This is a genomic window from Streptomyces pactum, from assembly GCF_016031615.1.
Classification (GTDB): Bacteria; Actinomycetota; Actinomycetes; order Streptomycetales; family Streptomycetaceae; genus Streptomyces; species Streptomyces pactus.
This window is the reverse complement of sequence record NZ_JACYXC010000001.1, coordinates 6,820,295-6,843,373: the sequence shown is the minus strand read 5'-3', so window position 1 is coordinate 6,843,373 and position 23,079 is coordinate 6,820,295. Positions and strand designations below refer to the sequence as shown.

19 protein-coding genes and 1 pseudogene are annotated in these 23,079 nt (G+C 75.2%); 9 read left to right on the top strand and 11 right to left on the bottom strand.

Annotated features, from left to right (window positions below):
• Positions 1-139: 139 nt before the first annotated feature.
• Both IHE55_RS27065 and IHE55_RS27060 read left to right on the top strand, forming a co-directional pair.
• A complete protein-coding gene (locus tag IHE55_RS27065; RefSeq protein WP_197991429.1) occupies positions 140-1,165 on the top strand; it encodes a 6-phosphofructokinase in 1,026 nt (341 codons plus the stop codon).
• A gap of 181 nt (positions 1,166-1,346) precedes the next feature.
• Complete coding sequence (locus IHE55_RS27060) at positions 1,347-2,297, top strand: cytochrome c oxidase assembly protein (protein WP_197991428.1); 951 nt, start codon at positions 1,347-1,349, stop codon at positions 2,295-2,297.
• A gap of 194 nt (positions 2,298-2,491) precedes the next feature.
• Here the strand turns inward: IHE55_RS27060 and IHE55_RS27055 are convergent, their stop codons facing one another.
• The gene (locus IHE55_RS27055) at positions 2,492-3,481 is read right to left on the bottom strand and encodes a LysR family transcriptional regulator (protein ID WP_197991427.1); all 990 of its coding nucleotides are present in this window, start codon (positions 3,479-3,481) and stop codon (positions 2,492-2,494) included.
• A gap of 144 nt (positions 3,482-3,625) precedes the next feature.
• On the opposite strand from IHE55_RS27055, the gene IHE55_RS27050 reads away from it, so the two are divergent.
• Together IHE55_RS27050 and IHE55_RS27045 are read left to right on the top strand one after the other, a co-directional pair.
• A complete protein-coding gene (locus IHE55_RS27050) occupies positions 3,626-4,678 on the top strand; it encodes a YncE family protein (protein ID WP_197991426.1) in 1,053 nt (350 codons plus the stop codon).
• A gap of 269 nt (positions 4,679-4,947) precedes the next feature.
• Entirely contained in the window at positions 4,948-5,103 is a 156-nt protein-coding gene (locus IHE55_RS27045) for a hypothetical protein (RefSeq protein WP_197991425.1), read from the top strand.
• 160 nt (positions 5,104-5,263) lie between these two features.
• On the opposite strand, the gene IHE55_RS27040 is transcribed toward IHE55_RS27045, so the two are convergent.
• The 8 genes and pseudogenes from IHE55_RS27040 to IHE55_RS27005 form a co-directional block, all read right to left on the bottom strand.
• Positions 5,264-6,127: an SDR family oxidoreductase gene (locus tag IHE55_RS27040; protein ID WP_197991424.1), complete on the bottom strand. Its 864-nt coding sequence runs from the start codon at positions 6,125-6,127 to the stop codon at positions 5,264-5,266.
• A 149-nt stretch (positions 6,128-6,276) separates the two neighbouring features.
• Complete coding sequence (locus tag IHE55_RS27035; protein ID WP_197991423.1) at positions 6,277-7,863, bottom strand: alpha/beta hydrolase; 1,587 nt, start codon at positions 7,861-7,863, stop codon at positions 6,277-6,279.
• 111 nt (positions 7,864-7,974) lie between these two features.
• Positions 7,975-8,664 (bottom strand): urease accessory protein UreD, encoded by a 690-nt coding sequence (locus IHE55_RS27030; RefSeq protein ID WP_232266894.1) that lies wholly within the window; start codon positions 8,662-8,664, stop codon positions 7,975-7,977.
• Between the two features lie 263 nt (positions 8,665-8,927).
• Positions 8,928-9,624: pseudogene (ureG, locus tag IHE55_RS27025) on the bottom strand (urease accessory protein UreG).
• Positions 9,625-9,747: 123 nt separating this feature from the next.
• The gene (locus IHE55_RS27020) at positions 9,748-10,434 is read right to left on the bottom strand and encodes an urease accessory protein UreF (protein WP_197991421.1); all 687 of its coding nucleotides are present in this window, start codon (positions 10,432-10,434) and stop codon (positions 9,748-9,750) included.
• Positions 10,434-12,155 carry an urease subunit alpha gene (locus IHE55_RS27015; RefSeq protein ID WP_197991420.1) on the bottom strand — a complete coding sequence of 574 codons (1,722 nt, stop codon included), beginning with the start codon at positions 12,153-12,155 and terminating at the stop codon, positions 10,434-10,436. Before IHE55_RS27015 ends, IHE55_RS27020 begins: the two co-directional genes overlap by 1 nt.
• Positions 12,152-12,550 (bottom strand): urease subunit beta, encoded by a 399-nt coding sequence (locus IHE55_RS27010; protein WP_197991419.1) that lies wholly within the window; start codon positions 12,548-12,550, stop codon positions 12,152-12,154. Before IHE55_RS27010 ends, IHE55_RS27015 begins: the two co-directional genes overlap by 4 nt.
• A gap of 16 nt (positions 12,551-12,566) precedes the next feature.
• The gene (locus tag IHE55_RS27005; protein ID WP_197991418.1) at positions 12,567-12,869 is read right to left on the bottom strand and encodes an urease subunit gamma; all 303 of its coding nucleotides are present in this window, start codon (positions 12,867-12,869) and stop codon (positions 12,567-12,569) included.
• 1,053 nt (positions 12,870-13,922) lie between these two features.
• On the opposite strand from IHE55_RS27005, the gene IHE55_RS27000 reads away from it, so the two are divergent.
• The 3 genes from IHE55_RS27000 (at position 13,923) to IHE55_RS26990 (ending at position 17,562) form a co-directional block, all read left to right on the top strand.
• Positions 13,923-14,879 carry a M28 family metallopeptidase gene (locus IHE55_RS27000; protein WP_197991417.1) on the top strand — a complete coding sequence of 319 codons (957 nt, stop codon included), beginning with the start codon at positions 13,923-13,925 and terminating at the stop codon, positions 14,877-14,879.
• Positions 14,880-15,529: 650 nt separating this feature from the next.
• Positions 15,530-16,009 carry a C40 family peptidase gene (locus tag IHE55_RS26995; RefSeq protein ID WP_197991416.1) on the top strand — a complete coding sequence of 160 codons (480 nt, stop codon included), beginning with the start codon at positions 15,530-15,532 and terminating at the stop codon, positions 16,007-16,009.
• 344 nt (positions 16,010-16,353) lie between these two features.
• The gene (locus IHE55_RS26990; RefSeq protein WP_197991415.1) at positions 16,354-17,562 is read left to right on the top strand and encodes a nucleotidyl cyclase domain-containing protein; all 1,209 of its coding nucleotides are present in this window, start codon (positions 16,354-16,356) and stop codon (positions 17,560-17,562) included.
• A gap of 285 nt (positions 17,563-17,847) precedes the next feature.
• Here the strand turns inward: IHE55_RS26990 and IHE55_RS26985 are convergent, their stop codons facing one another.
• Positions 17,848-18,276, bottom strand: a complete 429-nt coding sequence (locus IHE55_RS26985; protein ID WP_197991414.1) for an ATP-binding protein — start codon at positions 18,274-18,276, stop codon at positions 17,848-17,850.
• A gap of 853 nt (positions 18,277-19,129) precedes the next feature.
• Positions 19,130-20,287: an 8-amino-7-oxononanoate synthase gene (locus tag IHE55_RS26980; RefSeq protein WP_197991413.1), complete on the bottom strand. Its 1,158-nt coding sequence runs from the start codon at positions 20,285-20,287 to the stop codon at positions 19,130-19,132.
• Between the two features lie 175 nt (positions 20,288-20,462).
• Between IHE55_RS26980 and bioB the strand changes: the two genes are divergently transcribed.
• Complete coding sequence (gene bioB, locus IHE55_RS26975; RefSeq protein ID WP_197991412.1) at positions 20,463-21,659, top strand: biotin synthase BioB; 1,197 nt, start codon at positions 20,463-20,465, stop codon at positions 21,657-21,659.
• Positions 21,652-22,956 (top strand): adenosylmethionine--8-amino-7-oxononanoate transaminase, encoded by a 1,305-nt coding sequence (locus IHE55_RS26970; RefSeq protein WP_197991411.1) that lies wholly within the window; start codon positions 21,652-21,654, stop codon positions 22,954-22,956. Before bioB ends, IHE55_RS26970 begins: the two co-directional genes overlap by 8 nt.
• Positions 22,957-23,079 lie beyond the last annotated feature (123 nt).

Here is a 23,079-nt window from a genome sequence, read left to right as displayed (position 1 = left end):
GCGCCGCTCCCGCGGGGTGGCGTCCACCAGGTGGCCACACACCCGGGAGAGCCCGGCAACTGGTTTAGGGTGACGGTGATCCGACCGGACGACGGGGTCCGGGCACCGTCCGGTTGAGTTGCAGAGGTATCTCGGACTAATGCGTATTGGTGTGCTCACCTCCGGCGGCGACTGCCCCGGTCTGAACGCCGTCATCCGCTCCGTCGTCCACCGCGCCGTCGTGGACCACGGGGACGAGGTCATCGGTTTCCACGACGGCTGGAAGGGTCTGCTGGAGGGCGATCACCGCCCGCTCGACCTCGACGCGGTCGCCGGCATCCTGGCCCGCGGCGGCACCATCCTCGGCTCCTCCCGGGTCCAGCCGGCGCACCTGCGGGACGGCGTGGAGCGAGCCAAGGGGCACGTCGCCGACCTGGGTCTGGACGCGGTCATCCCGATCGGCGGCGAGGGCACCCTGAAGGCGGCGCGGCTGCTGTCCGACGCCGGCCTGCCGATCGTGGGGGTGCCCAAGACCATCGACAACGACATCGCCGGCACCGACGTGACCTTCGGCTTCGACACCGCGGTGGGCGTGGCCACCGAGGCCCTGGACCGGCTGAAGACCACCGCCGAGTCGCACCAGCGGGTGCTGATCGTGGAGGTCATGGGCCGGCACACCGGCTGGATCGCGCTGCACTCGGGCATGGCCGCGGGCGCGCACGCGATCGTGGTCCCGGAGCGTCCCTTCGACATCGACGAGCTGACCGAGGTGGTCGGCCGGCGGTTCGAGGCGGGCAAGAAGTTCGCCATCGTGGTCGCCGCGGAGGGCGCCAAGCCGCGCGCCGGGACGATGGAGTTCGACACCGGCGGCACGGACGTCTACGGGCACGAGCGGTTCGCCGGCATCGCCCGGCAGCTCTCGGTGGAGCTGGAGCGGCGGCTGGCCAAGGAGGCCCGCCCGGTGATCCTGGGCCATGTGCAGCGCGGCGGCACGCCCACCGCCTACGACCGGGTGCTGGCCACCCGCTTCGGCTGGCACGCGGTGGAGGCCGCGCACGCCCACCGGTTCGGCATGATGACGGCGCTGCGCGGCACCGCGATCACCCTGGTGCCGCTGGCCGACGCGGTGGAGCGGCTGAAGACCGTGCCGGCCGACCGGTACGGGGAGGCCGAGTGCGTGCTGTGAGCCGTGTGCGTCCGGTGCGCCGCGTGCCCGCGGTGGGCTGACGCCCGGAACCCGCGGGCGTGCCGGGACGGCGCGCCGGCGTGGTGCCGCCCCCGCCGGGAGCCGCCGGCGGGGGCGGTTCTACCCTGGTGGGGCGCTGGTGGGGCGCATCGGTGCAAACCCAGCAGAACAGGGAGATCGGATGGACCACGGCGGACACGGCACGACGATGGATCTGCCGCCGTTCACACTGTCACGCGGGCTGGAGTTCGGTGGCGACACGTTCTTCCTCGTCGGCTGCCTGCTGGCGCTGGCCCTGTACGGCTGGGGGGTGCTGCGGCTGCGGCGGCGCGGCGACGCCTGGCCGGTCGGCCGGGTGGTGGCGTTCACCACCGGTGTGCTCACCATCGCGGTGGTGATGTGCACCAAGCTCAACGAGTACGGCATGGTCATGTTCAGCGTGCACATGGTGCAGCACATGGTGATCAGCATGCTGTCGCCGATCCTGATCCTGCTCGGCGCCCCGGTGACGCTGACGCTGCGCGCGCTGCCGGCCGCCGGGCGGGGCCGCAGGGGGCCGCGCGAGCTGCTGGTGGCGCTGCTGCACAGCCGGTACATGCGGGTGATCACGCATCCGGCGTTCACCATCCCGATGTTCATCGCGAGCCTGTACGGGCTGTACTTCACCCCGCTGTTCGACACCCTGATGGAGACCCGGGCCGGGCACATCGCGATGATGGCCCACTTCCTGGCGGTGGGCCTGGTCTTCTTCTGGCCGATCATGGGCGTGGACCCCGGGCCGCACCGGCCGGGGTACGTGATGCGGATGCTGGAGCTGTTCGCGGGGATGCCCTTCCACGCCTTCTTCGGCATCTCGCTGATGATGGCCTCGGAGCCCATGGTGTCCGCCTACGAGCACCCGCCCGCCTCACTGGGCATCGACGCGCTGAGCGACCAGAACGCCGCGGGTGGCATCGCCTGGGCGTTCAGCGAGATCCCCTCGGTGGTCGTGCTGCTGGCGCTGGTCTACCAGTGGTACCGGTCCGAGCAGCGGCAGGCGCGGCGCACCGACCGGGTCGCCGACCGGGACGGTGACCGCGAGCTGGAGGCGTACAACGCCTACCTGGCCTCGCTCCAGGCGCGCAGCCGCTAGACGCATCGATCACGTCCCCTCGCCGGGGCCCGTACCGGTGGAGAACCGGTACGGGCCCCGGCGCCGTCCGGTGCGGGGCCGCCACCGCTCCCTCCCCGCCGCGCCGCCGTACCCTTCCGGTCCCACTCACCGCACCACCGCTTCCCCTTCCCACCGCACCGCGGTACCCCAAGCGACACCACCGCTGCGCGCCCTCACGCCGCACCGCCGCGCCCATGGCACCGTCCGCCGGTGCCGCCGGGCGGCCGGTGCGGGTCACGCCGCCGCACTGACCGGGGGCCGCCGTCCGGCGGCGCCGGGAGGGCCCGCACCGAGGCCGCCAGATGGTCCCGGAACCAGCGGTGCGCCGGGTCGGCCGCGGTGCGCGGGTGCCAGGCCATGCCGAGGTCCAGGGGGGCCAGGTCCAGGGGGATGGGGAAGGTGCGCAGCCCCAGCGCGGAGACGGTGCCGGGGAGCCACTGGGCCACGGTGAGCGCGACGAGGTCGGTGTCCCGGGCGAGCAGCATCGCGCTGGTGTGGCTGGGTACCACCACCGCGACCCGGCGCCGCAGCCCGAGGTCCGCGAGCGCGGTGTCGATGGGGCCGAGGCGCCGGCCGAGCCGGGATATGCCGATGTGGTCGGCGGCGGCGAACCGGCGGGCGTCGATCCGTCCCTCGAAGAGGGGGTGGCCGTCGCGGGCGACGCCGACCAGCGGCACCCGGGTGAGCGGGCGGGTCCGGATCTCCGGGTCGAGGTGCCCCAGGACGCCCAGTTCGACATCGACCGCGCCCTGCCGCAGTGCGGGGCCGCCCTCCAGCGCCTCGGGGAGGAAGACCACGTCCACCTGCGGGGCCCGGGCGCGCAGCCGGTCGATGAGGGTGCCGGCCAGCCCGGCCAGCAGCAGGTCGGTGGCCTGCACGGTGAAGGTGCGCCGGAGATGCGCCGGGTCGAAGCCGGTGCCGGGGCGCAGGACGTTCTCGCAGCCGCGCAGCAACGCGCCGACCTCCTCCCGCAGCTCCAGGGCGCGCGGGGTCGGGACCATCCGCTGGCCCGCGCGGACCAGCAGCGGGTCGCCGACGGCACGGCGCAGCCGGGCCAGCGCCCGGCTGACGGCGGCGGGCGAGGTGCCGAGCCGCTCCGCGGCCCGGGTCACGCTGTTCTCCTGGAGCAGGACGTCCAGGACACGGAGCAAGTTGAGGTCCACGATCCCTCCTGAGCTGCGTTGTCACGCTCGGGGCAAGAATGGGTTGCCAATCTTTGCATGGTGCCGGAAACGGCTGGTGCGCACAGTGGTGGTGATCGCGCACGACGCGTGGCATCCCCGTCACGCCGTTCGAAGGAGCCCTGTGTGCAGCACTCACCCCGCGCCGGCCGGGAAGGCGACGTCCTGGCCGTGGTCAGCCAGAGCGGGCCGACCGTCTCATTCTTCGACGCCGTCGACGACCGGCACCTCGGCACCGTGGAACTCCCGTCCGAGCCGCACGAGTTGTGCTTCGACCCGGCGCAGCGGCTGCTGTGGTGCACCACGGCGTACCGCTCCGGCTACTACCACGCGAACGGCGGCCGGCGCACCGAGCTGACGGCCGTCGACCCGGACGCACGCCGCATCGTCGAGGTGATCGACCTCGCTCCGGAACACGGGCCGCACGGACTGGCGCTGGACGCGGCGCGCGGCCTGCTGTACGTGAGCGTGGAGGGCTCGGCGGACCGGCCCGGCGGTGTCGTGGTGATCGACACCGGAACCCGCCGGCCGGTGGGCCGCATCGACACCGGTGCGCCCGGCCCGCACTGGTTCGCCATCGATCCGGCGGGCAGGTGGGGCTATGCCACCAACAAGGAGGCCCCGTTCGTCTCGGTGGTCGATCTGCGGCGGGGCACCCTGACAACGAAGGTCGAGGTGCCCGGCAGCGAGGGACTGGCCGTCTCCGCGGACGGCGCGCACGTCTTCGTCGCCGCGCCGTACGCCGGTTCCTTCTCCGCCGGCGAGCGGCGGCCGGCCACCGGGATCCGGGTCATCGACGCCCGGACGGCGTCCGTGGTGGACACCCTGCCCACGCGGAACGTCGTCCTGCCGGTGCACCTGACCGCGACCGGGAAGCTGCTCGTGGGCGAGGTGCGCGCCGAGGCCGATCCGGTGTCCCGGCTCGGGCGCCAGGCTCCGGGCCGCCTCACGGTGTTCTCCGCGGAGACCCGTGAGGAGCTGGGCGGACTCGACGTGGGGCGCTTCCCGCTGACCATCACCTCCTCGCCGGACGGCCGGATCGCCTATGTGGCCTGCGTCGTCTCGTCCACCGTCCACCTCGTCGACCTGGAGACGATGCGGGAGCTGACCCGGCTGGACATCGCCCGGCGCGGCGAGCCCGGCGCCCACGGCCTGGCCTACCTGCCCGGCCCGGCCTGATGGCGCACCGGCCCGCCCGGCGTCCGGCCGGACCTGGTGTCCGGCCGGACGCCGGGTCCGGTCCGAGTCGGCGCCGGGCCGGCGGTCCCCGGTCCGCGGCACCGCTCGCGCGCCGGGGACGGCGGTGCGCCCGACCGCCGGCCGCGGGAAGCCGGTACGGCTCCGGTGCCGTCCGCAGCCTGGCGGTCCGGCCGGGGCCGCGGGACCATGGACCTCCGAGGCCGTGGTCCGGGGGAGCACCGTCCGGACCTCGTGGAGGAGGTGCGGGGATGCCGGGATCTGCGAAGGCGATGGCGGCGGGCACGGTGGCCGGCCTGGTGCTGGCGACCCTCTACACGGTGGCGCTGGGCGGCAACAGCTGGCTGTGGTTCAGCTGGGCGGTGCTGGGGCTGCTCACCGTGGGCGTGGTCGTGGCGCGGGCCTGACCGGGGTGTGCGGGTCCGCGCGGGCGGGTTCTCCCGCCGGCCCGGACCCCGCTCCCCTGCCCTTTCACGCACTTCCGTGCCGTGCACGCTCGCGCGCTGTCCCGTTCACGCTCGCGCGTTCCCCCGTGCCGTTGCACGGTCGTGCGCCGTTCCGTGCCGTTCACGGTGCGGCCGACCGGTCGCCCGGCGGCCGGCGGAAGTCGTCGGCGTGCTCCCGCGCCCAGGAGCGGAAGGTCCGCGCGGGACGGCCGAGGAGTCGCTCCACGGTGTCGGTGACCCGTTCCGGGGTGTCCACGAAGGACGCCCAGGCCCGCAGCCGGGCGTCGGCGAACTCCGCGCTGCCCCAGGCCGCGGCGAGCTGCTCGCGGGCGGTCTCCACCGGCAGCTCCTCCCACCGGGCCGTGATGCCGGTCTCCTCGCCGATGATCCGGACCAGCTCGGCCTGGGGGATCGACTCGGGACCGGTGATCAGGTACGCGGCCCCGTCGTGGCCGTCGGTGGTCAGCGCGCGCACCGCCACCTCCGCGATGTCGCGCTCGTGGATCAGGGACCTGGCGGCACGTCCGTAGGGCAGCCGCACCACGCCCTGCCGGATCCGGTCCGCCCAGGCCAGGGTGTTGGTGGCGAAGTCGATGGCCCGTACGAAGGTCCACGCCAGGCCGGAGTTTCGGATCTGCCGTTCGATCTCCTGGTGGAAGACGGCGGGCGGCTCGCCGTCGGCGAGGTCGGGGACGTCGGTGGAGAGGTACACGACCCGTTCGGTGTGTTCGGCGATCAGCTCCACCACGCGGGGGCGGACCGGGAGGCCGGGCCACATCAGGTACACCCCGTCGGCGCCGCGCAGCGCCGGCTCCAGGGTGCCGGGGTCGGCCAGGTCGCCGCGCACCGCGGTCACGCCGCGGGGCAGGGCGGCACGGTCCGGATCGCGCACCAGCGCCCGTACGGTGTGCCCCTGTTCCGCCAGGGCGGGGATGATGTGCCGGCCCACGTTGCCGGTCGCGCCGGTCACCACAATCGTGCTCATGGCGCGACCGTAGAACCTCGACCGCGGTTGAGGTCAAGATCGTCCGGTGGGTCCGCCGGGCGGGGACGGACGTGCCCGCGCCCCGCTCCGCGGGGCGGAGCGGGGCGCGGTCCGCGGCCTTGCCGCGGGTCACAGCTCAGGCGCTGATGTCACTTGGCCGGCTGCGGGGTGGCGTGCGGCGCGCAGGTCACGTCCTTGGCGTCCACCGTGCCGTTCAGCAGGTAGGCGTCCACCCGCTCGTTGATGCAGGAGTTGTTCAGGTTGGTGACACCGTGCGAACCGGCGTCCTTCTCGGTGATCAGGCGGGAGCCCTTGAGGCGCTTGTGCAGCTCCACGGCGCCCTCGTACGGGGTCGCGGCGTCGCGGGTGGCCTGCACGATGAGCACCGGCGGCAGCCCCTTGCCGGACTTCACGTCGATCGGGGTCTGCTGCGGCACGCCCCAGGTGGCGCACGGCAGGTTCATCCAGGCGTTGGACCAGGTGAGGAACGGGTAGTCCTTGTGCAGCCGGGTGTTGTCCCGGTTCCACTTGCTCCAGCTGGTGGGCCACTTGGCGTCGGCGCACTCCACCGCGGTGTACACGGCGTTGCCGTTCTCGGCGGAGATGTTGCCCGCGGTGTCCGACATGTCGGGGCCCGCGGCGTCGATCAGGGCCTGCTCGTCACCGGCGAGGTACTTGCTCCACACCTGGGCGACGGAGGTCCACGCCGAGTCGTAGTACGGGGCGCTCTGGAAGAAGGAGAGCAGCTCGGCCGGACCGACGACGCCGCCGATCGGCTTCTTCTTGGCGGCGGCCCGCAGGGTCTCCCACTGCTTCTGGACCTTCTCGGGGGTGTCGCCGATGTGGTAGGCGGCGTCGTTCTTGGCGACCCACGCCTTCCAGTCGTCCCAGCGCATCTGGAAGGCGACGTCCTGGTCCAGGTTGGCCTGGTACCAGATCTTCTCCCGCGAGGGGTTCACCACGCTGTCCACGATCATGCGGCGCACGTGGTCGGGGAAGAGGGTGGCATAGACGGCGCCGAGGTAGGTGCCGTAGGAGACGCCGAGGAAGTTGAGCTTCTTCTCACCGAGGGCGGCGCGGATGACGTCCACGTCACGGGCGGTGTTGGGCGTCGTCATGTGCGGCAGCATCCAGCCGCTGCGCTCCTTGCAGCCCTGCGCGTACTCGCGGGCGAGCTTGCGCTGCACCCGCTTGTCGGCCTCGCTGTCCGGCACCGGGTCGAGCTTCGGGGCCTTGACGAACTCCTGCGGGTCCACGCAGGAGATGGGGGTGGACCGGCCGACACCGCGCGGGTCGAAGCCGACGAAGTCGTAGGCCTTGGCGGTCTTGGTCCACAGGGGGCTCTTGGAGGTGACCCGGACCGGGAAGCGCAGACCCGAGCCGCCGGGGCCGCCGGGGTTGTAGATCAGGGCGCCCTGGCGCTCCTGCGGCGTGCCGGTGCTGTCGGCCTTGTCGACCGCGATCTTGATCTGGCGGCCGTTGGGCTTGGCGTAGTCCAGCGGAACGCTGACGAAGCCGCACTTGATGCCGTTGGGCAGGTTCCAGTCCGCCGGACAGGTCTGCCAGTCGATGCCCGCCTTGGCGGCGCGGTCCGCGGCGACCTTCACACCGCGGGCCTCGGCGCTGCCGCCGGGCGTGCTCTGGCCGGCGCTGGCCGAGGGCGCGGCCAGCGCCCCGGCTATGAGCACGCCGGTCACGACGCCACCGGTGGCGCCGAAGATTGCTGTACGTCTCACGTAGGTAACTCCCCCTGCATTGATACGCCGCTCGTGGCGGCGAAAGATCACAGTGGCAGGAGGATCCTCGCGCGCCTTTCCCCGATTGGTACAGGTCAAACAGGTGTTTCTTTACCAAGCCGTGAGGTCGGACACATGATCGAACAACGCGCGCAGTCGCAGCGCGTCGTCCGCCACGGCGGTGACGAGCACCGCCGGTCCGGCCGGCCGGGTGACCACCGCGGTCCCGCCGAGCGCCACCGGGCCCGGCGGCCGGTCCTCGAACGCCGGGTCCACCACCAGGAGTTGGCCGACCGCCCGGTGGCCGCCGAGCACCGCCGGGCCGTCCCAGCCGGGCGCGCCCGGCCCGTACCGCAGCTCCTGGTCCAGCAGCGGGCGCCCCGCGCGGTGGACGGTGAGGCGGGTGGTGAGGTCGCCGGGCGGTTCACCGGCGCGCCCCAGGACCTGTTCCTCCCGGAGCGCCAGCCGGGCGGTGGCGGCCAGCTCGACCCGGGTGCGCACCCGCAGGTCGCTGCCGCGGGCCGAGATCAGCGGCTCGGGCAGCCAGTGGAGGACCGCGTCCTCGCCCACCGTGAGCGAGGTGTCGTAGCGGGCGGGCGCGGCGGTCCGGCCGGGCAGCGCCAGGGTGGCTGCGACGGTGGTGAACCGCAGCCGGGCGCCGTCGGCCAGCTCCGCGGTGAGGCTCAGCCGGTCGCCGCCCAGCGGTGCGCTCATCGCGCCGACCAGCGCCACCCGGGCCTGCGGCCCGCGGTGCGCGAGCCGGCGCAGGGCCAGCGGCCCGGCGCTGTCCAGCCGGGTCAGGGCGGTGCCGCCGCGCCCGTCGGGGGCCGCGGTGAGGCGGGCCGCGGCGGTGACGCCGGCGGCAGAGGGCGCGGTGCCGGGGGACGGCGCGGTACCGGGAGGGGTCGCGGTGTTCCCGTCGGGGGTTGCCGGGGCGGCGGCGGTGCGGCCGCCGGGGGCCGCGGCGGCCGGGCGGTCGCCGGCCCGCGGTCCCCGTACCGGGCCGCCGGGCCGCTGCCGGGTGGCGCCGGCCGGGGTGCCCGGTGCCGGTCCGGTGGTGCCGGTCATGCCTGGGCGGGTGTCCAGGCGGCGAGCCGCGCGCGGACCCAGTCGGCGACCGGCCGGACACCGTCCTCGGCGACCAGGGAGGTGAAGACCACCGGCAGCGCGCCCCGCTGGGCGGCGGCGTCGCGGGCCATCCGGTCCAGGTCGGAGCCGACGTACGGGGCGAGGTCGGTCTTGTTGACCACCAGCAGGTCGGCGGTGGTCACGCCGGGGCCGCCCTTGCGGGGGATGTCGTCGCCGCCCGCCACGTCGATGACGAACACCTGGGCGTCCACCAGCCCCTTGGAGAAGGTGGCGGTCAGGTTGTCCCCGCCGGACTCCACCAGCACCAGGTCCAGCGGGCCGGCGGTGTCCTCCAGCTCCTCGACGGCCTCCAGGTTGGCGGAGATGTCGTCCCGGATGGCGGTGTGCGGGCAGGCCCCGGTCTCCACCGCGGTGATGCGCTCGGGCGGCAGTACCGCGGCGCGCAGCAGGAACTCGGCGTCCTCCCGGGTGTAGATGTCGTTGGTGACCACCGCGATGCGCAGCTCGTCGCGGAGCGCCCGGCACAGGGCCGCCACGGTGGCGGTCTTGCCGGAGCCGACCGGTCCGCCCAGCCCGATGCGGAGCGTGCGGCGGCTGCCGTCGGGGCGGTGCGGGCCGGCCGCGCCGTAGGTGTGCCGGTGGGGGGTAGGTCTCAGGGTGGTCGAGGTGCACGGCGGCTCCGGGTTCGGTGCGGGCCCGTTGGCGGGCAGGGGGGCGGATGCGGGTCGTCGGGGTGGGTCAGGGGCGGGCGGTCCGCGGGGGGCGCGGGGGCGGCCCCCTGGCGGGAGACCTGGGTCAGGAGGCGAAGAGGCGTACCGGCCAGCTCGCGTGGGCCTCGGCGGTGATGTCGAGCAGCGGGGCCGAGGCGGCGGGCAGTTCACCAGGCCCGGCACGCACCGCGCGCCGGGCCGCCGCGGTGGCGTCCGCGGCGACCCGGTCCACCTCGCCGGAGAGACGGGCGAGCACCGCGGTGGCCTCGAAGGGGTCCAGGCCCAGCAGCCGCACCACGGCGGTCGCCGGGCCGCTGACCGCCTCGTACCCGGCGAGGTGGGCGGCGTCCCCGGGCGGCAGGCCCGCGACGCGCACCACCAGGCCGAGCACCACCGGCTGGTGGACGCCGCGCGGGCGGGCCGCGTCGAGCGCGTCCAGTTCCGGGGCGGGCCAGGCGGCGCGGCCGGCGCGCAGCATCTGGCGGCCCAGCCGGCGGGCGGTGGCCCGCAGCGCCGCGGAGGGGGTGCGGGCGTCGGCGGCCTCGTCCAGCAGCAGCGGGTCCATCCCGGCGGCGGCCGCGGCGGCGAGGCCGGCGGCGGTGAGGCCGGCGGTGTGCAGCCTGCCCCGGCAGAACGCCTCCAGCGTGGCCGCGTCGTGGATGCGGCCCGCGGCCACGGCGGCCTCCGCGCCGCCGGAGTGCGCGTGGCCGCCGGCCGGGAACCTGCCGTCGGCGAGGGCCAGCAGGGCCGCTCGGGGGGTGTCGGCGGCCATCAGAACAGGAAGTACCGCTGGGCCATGGGGAGCTCGGCGACCGGCGCGGGCTCCACCGGCTCCCCGTCGATGGTGACGGTGAACGTGTCGGGGTCCACCTCCACCGCCGGCAGGGCGTCGTTGAGGCGCATGTCCGCCTTGGTGACGCCGCGGGTGCTACGGATGGCGGTGAACGGCTTGCGCAGGTCCAGCCGCTCGGGGAGGGCGGCGTCCAGCGCGGTCGCGGTCACGAAGTTGAGCGAGCAGGCGGCCGCGGCGCGTCCCACGGCCCCGAACATCGGGCGGGGCAGCACCGGTTGCGGGGTGGGGATGGAGGCGTTGGCGTCGCCCATCTGCGCGTAGGCGATCCGGCCGCCCTTGATCACCAGTTCCGGCCGTACGCCGAAGAACGCCGGGTCCCACAGCACCAGGTCGGCGAGCTTGCCGGTCTCCACCGAGCCGATCTCGTGGTCCATGCCCTGCGCGACCGCCGGGTTGATGGTGTATTTGGCGACGTAGCGGCGGGCCCGCAGGTTGTCGGCGGGGCCGTCGCCGGGCAGCGCGCCCCGGCGCCGTTTCATCACGTGCGCGGTCTGCCAGGTGCGGAGCACCACCTCCCCGATCCGTCCCATGGCCTGGGAGTCCGAGGAGATGATGGAGATCGCCCCGAGGTCGTGGAGGACGTCCTCGGCGGCGATGGTGCTGGGCCGGATGCGGGACTCGGCGAAGGCCAGGTCCTCCGGCACGGCCGGGTTGAGGTGGTGGCAGACCATCAGCATGTCGAGGTGTTCCTCAAGCGTGTTGACGGTGTGCGGGCGGGTCGGGTTGGTGGAGCTGGGCAGCACGTTGGGCCGGGAGACCACGGTGATGATGTCCGGCGCGTGCCCGCCGCCGGCGCCCTCGGTGTGGTAGGCGTGCACGGTCCGGCCGGCGATGGCGGCCAGCGTGTCGCCGACGAACCCGGCCTCGTTGAGGGTGTCGGTGTGCAGGGCGACCTGGGCGCCGGTGGCGTCGCAGACCTTCAGGCAGGCGTCGATGACGGCCGGGGTGGCGCCCCAGTCCTCATGGATCTTGAAGCCGACCGCGCCGCCGCGGAGCTGGGCGTACATCGCCTCGGCGGAGACGGTGTTGCCCTTCCCCAGCAGCCCGATGTTCAGCGGGTATGCCTCCAGCGCCTCGAACATCGCGGCGAGGTGCCAGGAACCGGGGGTGACGGTGGTGGCCTTGCTGCCCTCGGCCGGCCCGGTGCCCCCGCCGACCAGGGTGGTGATGCCGGAGGCCAGGGCCTCGTCGGCGATCTGCGGGCAGATGAAGTGCACATGGGCGTCGATCGCCCCGGCGGTGAGGATCTTGCCGTTGCCGGAGATGACCTCGGTCTCGGGGCCGATGACGAGATCCGGGTGGACGCCGTCCATGGTGTCCGGGTTTCCGGCCTTGCCGATGCCGGTGATCCGCCCGTCGCGCAGGCCCACGTCGGCCTTGACCACGCCCCAGTGGTCGAGGACGACCGCACCGGTGATCACCGTGTCGGGCGCGCCGTCGGCGCGGGTGGCGCGGGACTGGCCCATCGACTCGCGGATCACCTTGCCGCCGCCGAACACCGCCTCGTCGCCGGCCCGGCCGGGCCCGCCGGCCCGGTCCTCCTCGATCTCGATCAGCAGATCGGTGTCGGCGAGCCGGACCCGGTCGCCGGTGGTGGGACCGAAGAGTTCGGCGTGGTCGGCGCGGCTGATCCGGTTCACCGCTCACCCCCGCCGGCACCCCGGGCCCGCGGCCCGGCGGGCGCGCCGGGTGCCGGGTCCAGTGGTCCGGGGGCGTCCGCGGGCACCGGGTCCAGCGGGCCGGCGACGGCACCGCGCAGTCCGGGGACGATCCGGGCACCGGCGAGGGGCACCAGGGCCACCTCGACCGGGATGCCCGGCTCGAAGCGCACGGCGGTGCCGGCCGGGATGTGCAGCCGCAGCCCGTGGGCCGCCGCCCGGTCGAAGTCGAGGCCGGGGTTGGTCTCGGCGAAGTGGTAGTGCGAGCCGACCTGCACCGGGCGGTCGGCAGTGTTGAGCACGGTCAGCCGGGTCACCGGCCGCCCCTCGTTGAGCGGCACGGGGTCCTCGGCCAGGAGGATCTCTCCGGGTATCACGGTGTCTCTCCGGCGGTCAGACGATGGGCTGGTGGACGGTGACGAGCTTGGTGCCGTCGGGGAAGGTGGCCTCGACCTGGACGTCGCGGATCATCTCCGGCACCCCGTCCATCACCTCGTCACGACGGACCACCTCCCGTCCGGAGGACATGAGTTCGGCCACCGAGCGCCCGTCCCGGGCGCCTTCGAGGACGTGCACGGTGATCAGGGCGACCGCCTCGGGGTGGTTGAGGCGCACCCCGCGCGCCCGCCGCTTCTCGGCCACCTCGGCCGCCACATGGATGAGCAGCCGTTCCTGTTCGTGCGGGCTCAGTCGCACCTACACCTCACCTCGTCCTCCGGCCGCCGCACCGGACGCGGCGGGCGCCGGGCACGCCGCCCGGCGGGCCGCGCGGCCGCCCAGGCCGCTGCCCGGTCCGCCGACGGAGCCCCCGGTCGAGTTCAGCACGCCGCCGACCTGCGGCCGCGCCGGTTGTCCCGAGGTATTGCCGATTGCGGCGTAACCTTTTCCCTCGACATAACCACGACTTTGCCAGGTCATGGCGGTACGCCGGCCGGCCGGTGTGCGCGTCTCCCTCCGGGCACCCACCGGCCCCACGCGCCCCGCACGCCCCGGCCGGCCCGGCCGCACGCCGTCGCCGTCCACCGGATTCGGCGGGGCCGGGGAGGCACTGCCGGACCCACCGGACCGGGCCCGCCGACCCGCGGGCCTCACCGGCGGCGACGGGCCCACGGGCACCGGGCCGTTCCTGATTCGCGCCGTTCCTCGTTCGGGCCGCGCCGGGTGCGGCGGTCCACGGCCCCGGGACACCGCCGGCCGGGCTTCGCCGCGGGCGGTCCGCGCGGCACGGCACCCGGCCGGTCCGCCGGCCCGCGTCCGTCCACCGACCCCACCGGACGGCACCGGTTTTCGCCGGGCCCACCGGACGGCACCGGGCTTCACCGGGCCCCTCCGGGTTCACCGGGTTTCACCGGGCTCACCAACCCACGGTTCGCGGGAGGCGCCGGTGTCAGGCGGCGCCGGCGCCTCCCGGACCGCTGACCCCGCTCACCCCGGCCGCCCCCGGTCCGCCCGGCCGGGACCGCGGCGCGGCGCCGCCCCGCCCGGCCGGAAGGGCCCGGCCGGAGGAGGTCCGAGGCGCGGAGAGGGTGATCCGGTCCCCCGGACGGGCGGCTCGGCTTGCCGGAATTGGCGGACCGGTATCCGCTCTTGACGTGAGCTGATCACCAGTCGATCCCCGCGCCGGCCTCCCCCACCCCTCCCACCACCCGCACCCTGCTCATCGCCCACATCCCACATCCCACACCCGCACATCCCACACCCCGCACCGCCCGCTCCGCCCCGACCCCCACACCCCTACGGAGCCCACCTGTGTCCCGAACCGCATCCCGGCACCGGGCCGCGCTCGCGGCCGGTGTCTGTACCGCGCTCACCTCGGTCCTGCTCACCGGCGCCGCGGACGCCCAGGCGGCGCCCCCGTCCGCCGCCGCGGCGGCCCCCGACATCGACGTCGCGGCGGTCCGTGCCGACCTGGCCGCCCTCCAGACCATCGCCGAACGCCACGGCGGCGACCGGGCGCACGGCAGCCCCGGCTACCGGGCGTCCGTCGACCACCTCAAGGCGAAGCTGGACGCCGCCGGTTTCGCCACCACGGTCCAGCGGTTCTCCTACGACGGCAGCACCGGCTACAACCTGGTGGCCGACTGGCCGGGCGGCGATGCCGAACACGTCGTGATGGCCGGTTCACACCTGGACTCGGTGCCCGGCGCCCCCGGGATCAACGACAACGGCTCGGGCTCGGCCGCCGTCCTGGAGGTCGCGCTGGCCGTGGCGGAGTCCGGCCTGAAGCCCACGAGGCACCTGCGGTTCGTCTGGTGGGGCGCCGAGGAGTACGGCATGGTCGGCTCCGGCCATTACGTGGACGGGCTGGCCGCCGACGACCGCGCGAGGATCGACGCGTACCTCAACTTCGACATGCTGGGCTCCCGCAACGCCGGCTACTTCGTCTACGACGACGACCCGGAGCTGGAGGAGGTCTTCACCGACTGGTACGCGGACCGGGGAGTCGCCACCGAGGCGGAGACCGAGGGCGACGGCCGTTCCGACCACACCCCGTTCCAGGACGCGGGCATCCGGGTGGGCGGGCTGTTCAGCGGCGCGGAGACCGCCAAGAGCCGGACACAGGCCGACAAGTGGGGCGGTACCGCGGGCCGGCCGTTCGACCCGTGCTACCACTCCTCCTGCGACTCGGTCACGAACATCGACCCGGTGGCGCTGGACCGGAACACCGACGCGATCGCCCACGCCGTCTGGCGGCTCAGCTCCTGACGCTCGCTTCGCCGGCCTCCGCCGCGGCCCGGGTTCCCGCCCGCCGGGACCCGGGCCGCGGTGCGCCGGAGGCCCCGGCCGTGTGCACCGGGCCCCGGCCGTGGGCACCGCGCACGGCCGGTCGGCGGTGCGCGGGGGTGACCGGCACACCGGCGCGTCCGCCGTTCGGGGTCCGCCGGTCGGCCCAGCCGGCCGGTCACGGACCCGGTGGCCCGAGTTGCGGACCACCGGCGTTCCGGCAGCGGCACCGGTAGGCCGCACACCCCGGCCGGCACCGGGTCGTCCCCGCGACCGGACCGTATGTCAGTTCCGGTGTGCCATGCGGTGTGTCCCTCGATCGGTCGATATGTGGCGAAGGTCACATACGCGGTGTCTGCCCGGAATCGTCCGGCCGGTGCGTGACGATCCCAGGGACGACAAGCCCTCGTCACAGCGGCGAGGCAGCCCGGCCGGACGCCGAATCCCGCCGCCGCGCCGGGCCCTGCTCGACACCGGCTTGACGGCGGGAGTGGAGGACCCGGCAGTGCGGGGCCGGCGGCGCGCAGGCGACCGGTGGCCCCTGGGGTGAAGCCGCGCGAGCGGCCGGGCATTCTTCGCCTGCCCGAACCCGACAGGACTCCCTTCACAGGCGGCTGACGAAGGGGTGCGTCATGAGCACGCGCACGCAGAATCCCGCGGCCCCGGCAACCGCCCGGTTCCGCACCACCACCACAGCCGTGACCGCCGCCGCCCTCGGGGCGCTGCTGGTCCCGTCGCTGGCGACCGACGCGGAGGCCGCCGCGGTGTCCGCCAGGGCGCTGCGGGTCGCGGCGTCCAAACAGGGGTCCCCCTACCAATGGGGGGCCACCGGCCCCTACCGCTTCGACTGTTCGGGGCTGACGCTGTACGCCTTCAAACGGGTCGGCAAGCGGCTGCCGCGCACCGCCGCGGCGCAGTACAACCACACCCGGCACATCAGGGCGTCCCAGCGGCACCGCGGTGACCTGGTGTTCTTCCACTCCCGCGGCCACGTCTACCACGTGGGCATCTACGCCGGGCGGAACCGGATCTGGCACTCCCCCAAGACCGGGGCGGTGGTGCGGCTGGAACGGATCTGGTCGAACAGCGTGTGGTACGGGCGCGTCCGCTGACCCCGCCCGGCCCTCTCCGGGGGCGCCCGGGAGCGCCGGCCCGCCGGGCACCTCCGCTGCCTGCCGGCCCGCCGGGCGCGCCCGGGGCCGCTGGCCCGGTGGCCACCCCCGGTCCTGCCGGCCGGCCCGGTGGCCACCCCCGGGCCGGCCGGCAGGACCGGTACGCCCTGTGGCAGGGCCCCGGCGCCCCGGCGACGGGCCGTGCGCCGCCCGCCGCGGGCGGTCCCGCCGGCCATGCCACCGGTGCCGCGCCGGGCGGTGCCGGACCGGAACCCCCGACGCCACCGGTGTTCCCGGGCCGCCGGCGCGGCATCATGGAGGGCCGGACACAGCTGGGGGGCCGAATGCCGCACGAGCAGTTCCAGCCCGATCGCACCTACGACCATGTGTACCTGCTCTTCATCGACACCGCCGGCTACTCCTCGATCGTGCTGGCCAATCCGCGCGACCGGGCGGCCCACGCCTTCGACCTGCTGCGCGACCGGATCGCCGCCCGGGTGGGACAGCTGGCGTCCGGGCACCGCTGCGCCCGCGCCGAACTGTGGTCGTGGCGCGGGGACGGCGGATTCTTCGCCGTGCACGACGAGAGCGAGAGCGTCGCCCGTGACGTGGTCCTGGAGGCCGCCCGCGCGATCCTCACCCTGGACCTGCGGCACCTGCGGGACGAGTTCGCCCGGGCCGGGGTCGCCGGCGGGCTGCACCTGCGGATCGCCGTGCACAAGGGCACCATCCGGCACGCCGGGCCGGGCGGGACCGGGGCCATCCACTCCCCCGACATCAATCTGGCCGCGCACCTGGAGAAGGCCGTCCCGCGGGACTGCGTGGCGGTCTCGGAGGACGTGCACCGCACCGCCGGCGGGTACGCCCCGCTCTTCGAGGAGGTCGGGGAGCACGAGGGCAAACGGGTCTTCCTGATGGCCGACGACGACCGCCCGGGCGCCGCCCGCCGGGCCTGGCTGGCCGCCCGGGGCCTGGCCGGGGGCAGTACCGTCCACACCTGTCCGGAGCGCCCCAGTTCGACGGAGAAGGCCCGGATGCTGGACGCGGCGGCCATCGAGGTCCTCGACATGGGCACCGCGCTGCGCGCCGCCTCCCGCCGGCTGGTGACCACCGAGCGTCCCGCGCACTACCGCGACGCCGTCCTCGGCTTCCTGCGCCGCGGCGGCCGCTACCGCTGCTACCTGCTGGACCCGGTCTCGGAGGCGGCGGCCACCCTGGCGCGCCAGTACCAGGAGGACATGAGCCGGAAGATCAAGGACTCGCTGGAGCGGCTGGGCCGCTTCAAGGAGCGGTACCGCGGCGAGGCGGACGGCCTGGAGGTCTACCAGACCGGTTCCTTCCCCGGCTTCTCGGCGCTGGCGATCGACATGCGGGAGCCGGACGGGCTGATCCTCTACTCGTCCTATCTGCTGGGCACGAGCCGGTACGGGGTGATGGAGCGCGGCGACATGCCGCACTACCTGATCTCGCCCGCCGCCGGCCGGGTCTACCGGCGCATCAGCGCCCTGGCCGAGGCGCGGGTCGCGGAGGGCGGGGCGCAGCGGGTGCTGTGACCGCCCGCCGGCAGGGGCCGCGGCGGGGCCGGCCGGACGCCGGTCGTGGGTAAAGGTCCCGGGGACGGCGTCACCCCGGCCGTCGCCCGGCCGTCGTCCGCGTCCCGGCCGGTCGTCGGGCACCCACTTCGCGGCCCCTGCCGGCCCAGGCGCCCGAGGGCCTACCGGCCGGCCGGCCGTGGACGGCAGCCGGCGGCACGACGGCCGGGCCGAGCCGGGCCGGTCGGGGAACCCCCGGGGGCGCCGTCCGGGGCCTTTCGTGGGCCGCCGCCGCGTCGGGGGCGGTCAGCCGACCGGCGCCGGCCAGGGCAGGGAGACCCACACCGTCTTGCCGCCCGACCGGGCGGGGGTGACGCGGAGCCGGCCGCCCGCCTCGGCGACCAGGGTGCGGATGATGACGAGCCCCCGGCCGTTGTCCTGCTGGACGGCGGCGGGCAGCCGCCGGGGCCAGCGGCGGTGGCTGTCGCCGACCCCCACCCGCAGCTCTTCGTCGCGGACGAGCCGGAGAAGCACGGTGAACGTGGGTGACTCGCCCCAGGTGTGCACGATCGCGTTGGTGGCCAGCTCGGAGACGATCAGACGCACCGTGTCGGCGGTCTCGGTACCGGCCGGCAGCCCCCAGCCGGCGAGGACGTCGAGGACATGGCCGCGGGCCCGGCCGACCGAGGCCGGCTCACTCGGCAGCGTGACGGAGGCTTCCTGCTGGTCTGCCATGGCGGCCTGTTTCCCTCCCAGCGGACGGTTCCCGGCGACGGGCACATGTGCGGGTCAGGAGGAGCCGCCCGCGGCCCGGCACGGCTTCCCCGCGCCAGGGTGCCACCGATTCCCCGGCCGACGTGCGCGATCCGCCCGCCGGAGCGGGTGGCTGTCGCCCGATGCGGTGACGTGTGCCGCTCCCGCCGCGCCGCCGGCCCCCGGCGCGGTACAGGACGCCGTCCCGGGCGACGGCCGGGCGTCACGCCGCCGCCCCCGGGGCGCGCGCCACGCCGGACCGGGGCACACCCGCGGCAAGCGCCGGAACGCGCGGCCGAAGGCCACGCCGGGCGCGTACCCCGGGGACGCGGCCGACGCCCCGGGCCCAAGGGGTACGGACACCGCGGCCGGCGCGGGCGGAGCGCGGGTGTCACGCCTCCGCCGGGTCACACGTCACCGCCCGGGCGTACGGGGAGGCAACCGTGCGCCCGGGCACCCGGGGACACCAGGGCATCCCGGGGACACCGGCACCCACCGCCGGGGCGGGCGGGGAGGGACCGGGCGCGGCGCGGCGGCACCGCGGACGTCGGCCCCGGGAACGCCGTTCTCCCACCGGGCCGGTGGACACCGGCGTCAGGCCGGGCCTCGGGGGCACGGTCCTGCCGCCGCCCGAGGGGACGCCGGCGTCAGGCCGGCCCGGGCGCGCAGGCACCACGGCTCCGCGGCCCTCCCGGCACACCCCGGCTCCGCGACCTCCCGTCACACCCCGACCCTGCGACCTCCCGTCACACGTGCGGCGGGGGCGTCACACCGGACCCGGTGCAAGCGTCACACCGGACACGGCGCGGGCGTCACACCGGACACGGCGGGGGCGTCACACCGGACGCGGCGCGGTGCCGGCGACGGTCTCCACCGCGCGCGCCACCTGTTCGTCCGTCAGGTCGGCCCGTGCGGTGAGCCGCAGCCGGGAGACGCCGTCGGGGACCGACGGCGGGCGGAAGCAGCCGACCGCGAGCCCGGCGGCCCGGCAGTCCGCCGCCCAGCGCACCGCGGCCTCCGGGGACGGGGCGCGGACCGAGACCACCGCCGCGTCCGGCCGGACCGCCGCGAGCCCGGCGGCGGTCAGCCCGGCGTGCAGGGCGCCGGCCACCTCGCGCACGCGCTCCGCGCGCCCCGGTTCGCCGCGCAGCAGGCGCAGGGCCGCCAGCGCCGCCCCGGCGGCGGCCGGGTTGAGGCCGGTGTCGAAGATCAGCGTCCGGGCGGTGTTGACCAGGTGCTCGACGACCCGGGCCGGGCCGAGCACCGCGCCGCCCTGGCTGCCCAGGGACTTGGAGAGGGTGACGGTGGCGACCACGTCCCCGGCGCCGGCCAGCCCGGCGGCGTACGGGGCGCCCCGGCCGCCGTCGCCGAGGACGCCGAGGCCGTGGGCGTCGTCCACCAGCAGCCCCGCCCCGCCGGCCCGGCAGGCGTCCGCCAGCTCGCGCAGCGGGGCGGCGTCGCCGTCGACGGAGAACACCGAGTCGGTGACGGCGAGCGCCGGGCCGTCGTGCCCGTCGAGGGCCTTGCGCACCGCCTCGGGGTCGGCGTGCGGCACCACGGCGGTCTCCGCCCGGGAGAGCCGGCAGCCGTCGATGAGCGAGGCGTGGTTGGACTCGTCGGAGACCAGCAGTCCGCCGCGTACGGTCAGCGCGGTGACGGCGGCGAGGTTGGCCGCGTAGCCGGAGGAGAGCACCAGCGCGGCCTCGAACCCGCAGAAGGCGGCGAGTTCGGCCTCCAGCCGGGCGTGCAGCTCGGTGCTGCCGGTGACCAGGCGGGAGCCGGTGGAACCGGCACCCCACTCCCGGGCCGCGGCGCCCGCGGCGGCGGTCACCCCGGGGTGCCGGGCCAGCCCCAGGTAGTCGTTCCCGGCCAGGTCGAGCAGCGGGGAGGTGGCCGGCCGGGGCCGCAGCTCGCGGACGAGTCCGGCGCGGCGGCGCTGTTCGCGCTGTGCGTCGATCCAGTCGAACGGACCGTCCTGGCGCTTGGCGGGCATGGGCCGTCCTTCGGGTGCGTCTCGCCTCGGGCCGTGGGCCCCGTTTTGTATGCAACGGCTAGAACGTAACCTCTCGGCGGCCGGGACAGGGTGTGGCGATACACACACCTGCAACCGCCCACGTTGTGCGTTCTCTCCTTGGCCGGGGGCGGTGGCGTAGGACAGGATCAGCGCCATGGATCTGCTGAACACGCTGGTGGAGAAGGGCCTGCGGCGCGAGTCGCCGACCCGCGAAGAGGCGCTGGCCGTCCTGGCGACCTCCGATGACGAGCTGCTCGACGTGGTGGCGGCGGCGGGCAAGGTGCGCCGCGCCTGGTTCGGGCGGCGGGTGAAGCTCAACTATCTGGTGAACCTCAAATCGGGGCTCTGCCCGGAGGACTGCTCGTACTGCTCGCAGCGGCTCGGCTCCAAGGCGGAGATCCTCAAGTACACCTGGCTGAAGCCCGAGGAGGCGGCGGCCGCGGCGAGCGCGGGGGTCGCCGGGGGCGCGAAGCGGGTCTGCCTGGTGGCCAGCGGGCGCGGGCCGACCGACCGCGACGTGGAGCGGGTCACGAAGACCATCGCCGCGATCAAGGAGCAGAACGAGGAGGTCGAGGTGTGTGCCTGCCTCGGGCTGCTCTCCGAGGGGCAGGCGTCGCGGCTGAAGGACGCGGGCGCCGACGCGTACAACCACAACCTCAACACCTCCGAGGCCACCTACGGGGACATCACCACCACCCACACCTACGCGGACCGGGTGGAGACCGTGCAGCAGGCGCAGGCGGCGGGCATGTCGGCCTGCTCCGGCCTGATCGCGGGCATGGGCGAGAGCGACGAGGACCTGGTGGACGTGGTCTTCTCGCTGCGCGAGCTGGACCCGGACTCGGTGCCGGTCAACTTCCTGATCCCCTTCGAGGGGACCCCGCTCGCCAAGGAGTGGAACCTCACGCCGCAGCGCTGTCTGCGGATCCTCGCCATGGTCCGGTTCGTCTGCCCGGACGTGGAGGTGCGGCTGGCCGGCGGCCGTGAGGTGCACCTGCGGTCGATGCAGCCGCTCGCGCTGCACCTGGCGAATTCAATCTTCCTCGGCGACTACCTGACCAGCGAGGGCCAGGCGGGCAAGGACGACCTGGCGATGATCGCGGACGCCGGTTTCGAGGTGGAGGGAGCGGACACCACCACCCTGCCCGAGCACCGCCGGGACGCGGCCGCCCACGGCGGCTGCGGGGGCCACGGCGAGGGCGGCTGCGGGCCGTGCGGCGGCGGGGAGCCGGCCGCGGTCCCGGCGGACGGCGCGGACGCGCCGGAGGCGGTCACCGCCGGCGGGCCGCGCACCGACCTGGTCGCCGTGCGCCGCCGCGGCGCGGGAACGGACCTGCCGCCCAATGCCTGAGCCGCTGACCGCCGGCGAACTGCTGGCCCTGGACCGGCAGCACGTCTGGCACCCCTACGGGCCGATGCCGGGCCGCCAGGAACCGCTGCTGGTCGAGTCGGCCGCGGGGGTGCGGCTGCGGCTGGGCGCCCCCGCGGAGGGGCGGACCGAGCTGATCGACGGCATGTCGTCGTGGTGGTCGGCGCTGCACGGCTACAACCACCCGGTGCTGAACGAGGCGGCCCGCGCCCAGCTGGACCGGATGAGCCACGTGATGTTCGGCGGGCTCACCCATGAGCCCGCGGTGCGGCTGGCCGCCCGGCTGGTGGAGATCACCCCGGAGCCGCTGCAGCACGTCTTCCTGGCCGACTCCGGTTCGGTGTCGGTCGAGGTCGCGGTGAAGATGTGCCTGCAGTACTGGCGGTCGGTCGGCCGGCCGGGCCGGCAGCGGCTGCTGACCTGGCGCGGCGGCTACCACGGCGACACCTGGCAGCCGATGTCGGTGTGCGATCCGGACGGCGGGATGCACCATCTGTGGTCGGGGTTGCTGCCCCAACAGGTGTTCGCCGACGCGCCGCCGACCGGTTTCGACGCCGAGCCGGACCCGGCGTACGTGGCCCATCTGCGGGAGCTGTTCGCCCGGCACACCGACGAGCTGGCCGCGGTGATCGTGGAGCCGGTGGTGCAGAACGCCGGCGGGATGCGCTTCCACTCCCCCGGCTACCTGCGGGTGCTGCGGGAGCTGTGCGACGAGCACGACCTGCCGCTGGTCTTCGACGAGATCGCCACCGGCTTCGGCCGCACCGGCACGCTCTTCGCCGCCGGGCACGCCGGGGTCTCGCCCGATGTGATGTGCGTGGGCAAGGCGCTGACCGGCGGCTATCTCACGCTGGGCGCCACGCTGTGCACCACCCGGATCGCCGAGGGCATCTCCGGCGGAGCGGTGCCGGTGCTCGCCCACGGCCCCACCTTCATGGGCAATCCGCTGGCCACCGCGGTCGCCGGAGCCTCGATCGACCTGCTGCTGTCGCACGACTGGCAGCAGGAGGTCAAGCGGATCGAGACCGGGCTGCGGTCGGGTCTGGCGGAGGCGGCCGGGCTCCCCGGGGTCCGCGACGTGCGGGTGCTGGGCGCCATCGGCGTGGTGCAGCTGGACCACCCGGTGGACATGGCCGCCGCGACCCGCGCCGCGATACGGGAGGGCGTGTGGCTGCGGCCGTTCGGGGAGCTGCTGTACACCATGCCGCCGTTCGTGACCGGCGACGAGGACCTGGCGCGGATCTGCGCCGCGGTCCGGGCGGCGGCCCTGGCGGGCTGAACCGCGCGTCCGGGCCGGGTGCGGCCGGGCCGGCCCCGGCCGCACCCCGAACCCCCGCGCGCCCGGCGTCGAGGACGGGCGTCGGGGATCGTGCGTGGGGGTGTCGGGGGTCGGGTGAGGAAG

Coding starts and splice junctions, on each gene's coding strand:
- IHE55_RS27065 (WP_197991429.1), top strand. CDS start 140: ATGCGTATTGGTGTGCTCACCTCCGGCGGCGACTGCCCCGGTCTGAAC.
- IHE55_RS27060 (WP_197991428.1), top strand. CDS start 1,347: ATGGACCACGGCGGACACGGCACGACGATGGATCTGCCGCCGTTCACA.
- IHE55_RS27045 (WP_197991425.1), top strand. CDS start 4,948: ATGCCGGGATCTGCGAAGGCGATGGCGGCGGGCACGGTGGCCGGCCTG.
- IHE55_RS27040 (WP_197991424.1), bottom strand. CDS start 6,127: ATGAGCACGATTGTGGTGACCGGCGCGACCGGCAACGTGGGCCGGCAC.
- IHE55_RS27020 (WP_197991421.1), bottom strand. CDS start 10,434: ATGGCCGCCGACACCCCCCGAGCGGCCCTGCTGGCCCTCGCCGACGGC.
- IHE55_RS26995 (WP_197991416.1), top strand. CDS start 15,530: ATGAGCACGCGCACGCAGAATCCCGCGGCCCCGGCAACCGCCCGGTTC.
- IHE55_RS26990 (WP_197991415.1), top strand. CDS start 16,354: ATGCCGCACGAGCAGTTCCAGCCCGATCGCACCTACGACCATGTGTAC.
- IHE55_RS26985 (WP_197991414.1), bottom strand. CDS start 18,276: ATGGCAGACCAGCAGGAAGCCTCCGTCACGCTGCCGAGTGAGCCGGCC.
- IHE55_RS26980 (WP_197991413.1), bottom strand. CDS start 20,287: ATGCCCGCCAAGCGCCAGGACGGTCCGTTCGACTGGATCGACGCACAG.
- bioB (WP_197991412.1), top strand. CDS start 20,463: ATGGATCTGCTGAACACGCTGGTGGAGAAGGGCCTGCGGCGCGAGTCG.
- IHE55_RS26970 (WP_197991411.1), top strand. CDS start 21,652: ATGCCTGAGCCGCTGACCGCCGGCGAACTGCTGGCCCTGGACCGGCAG.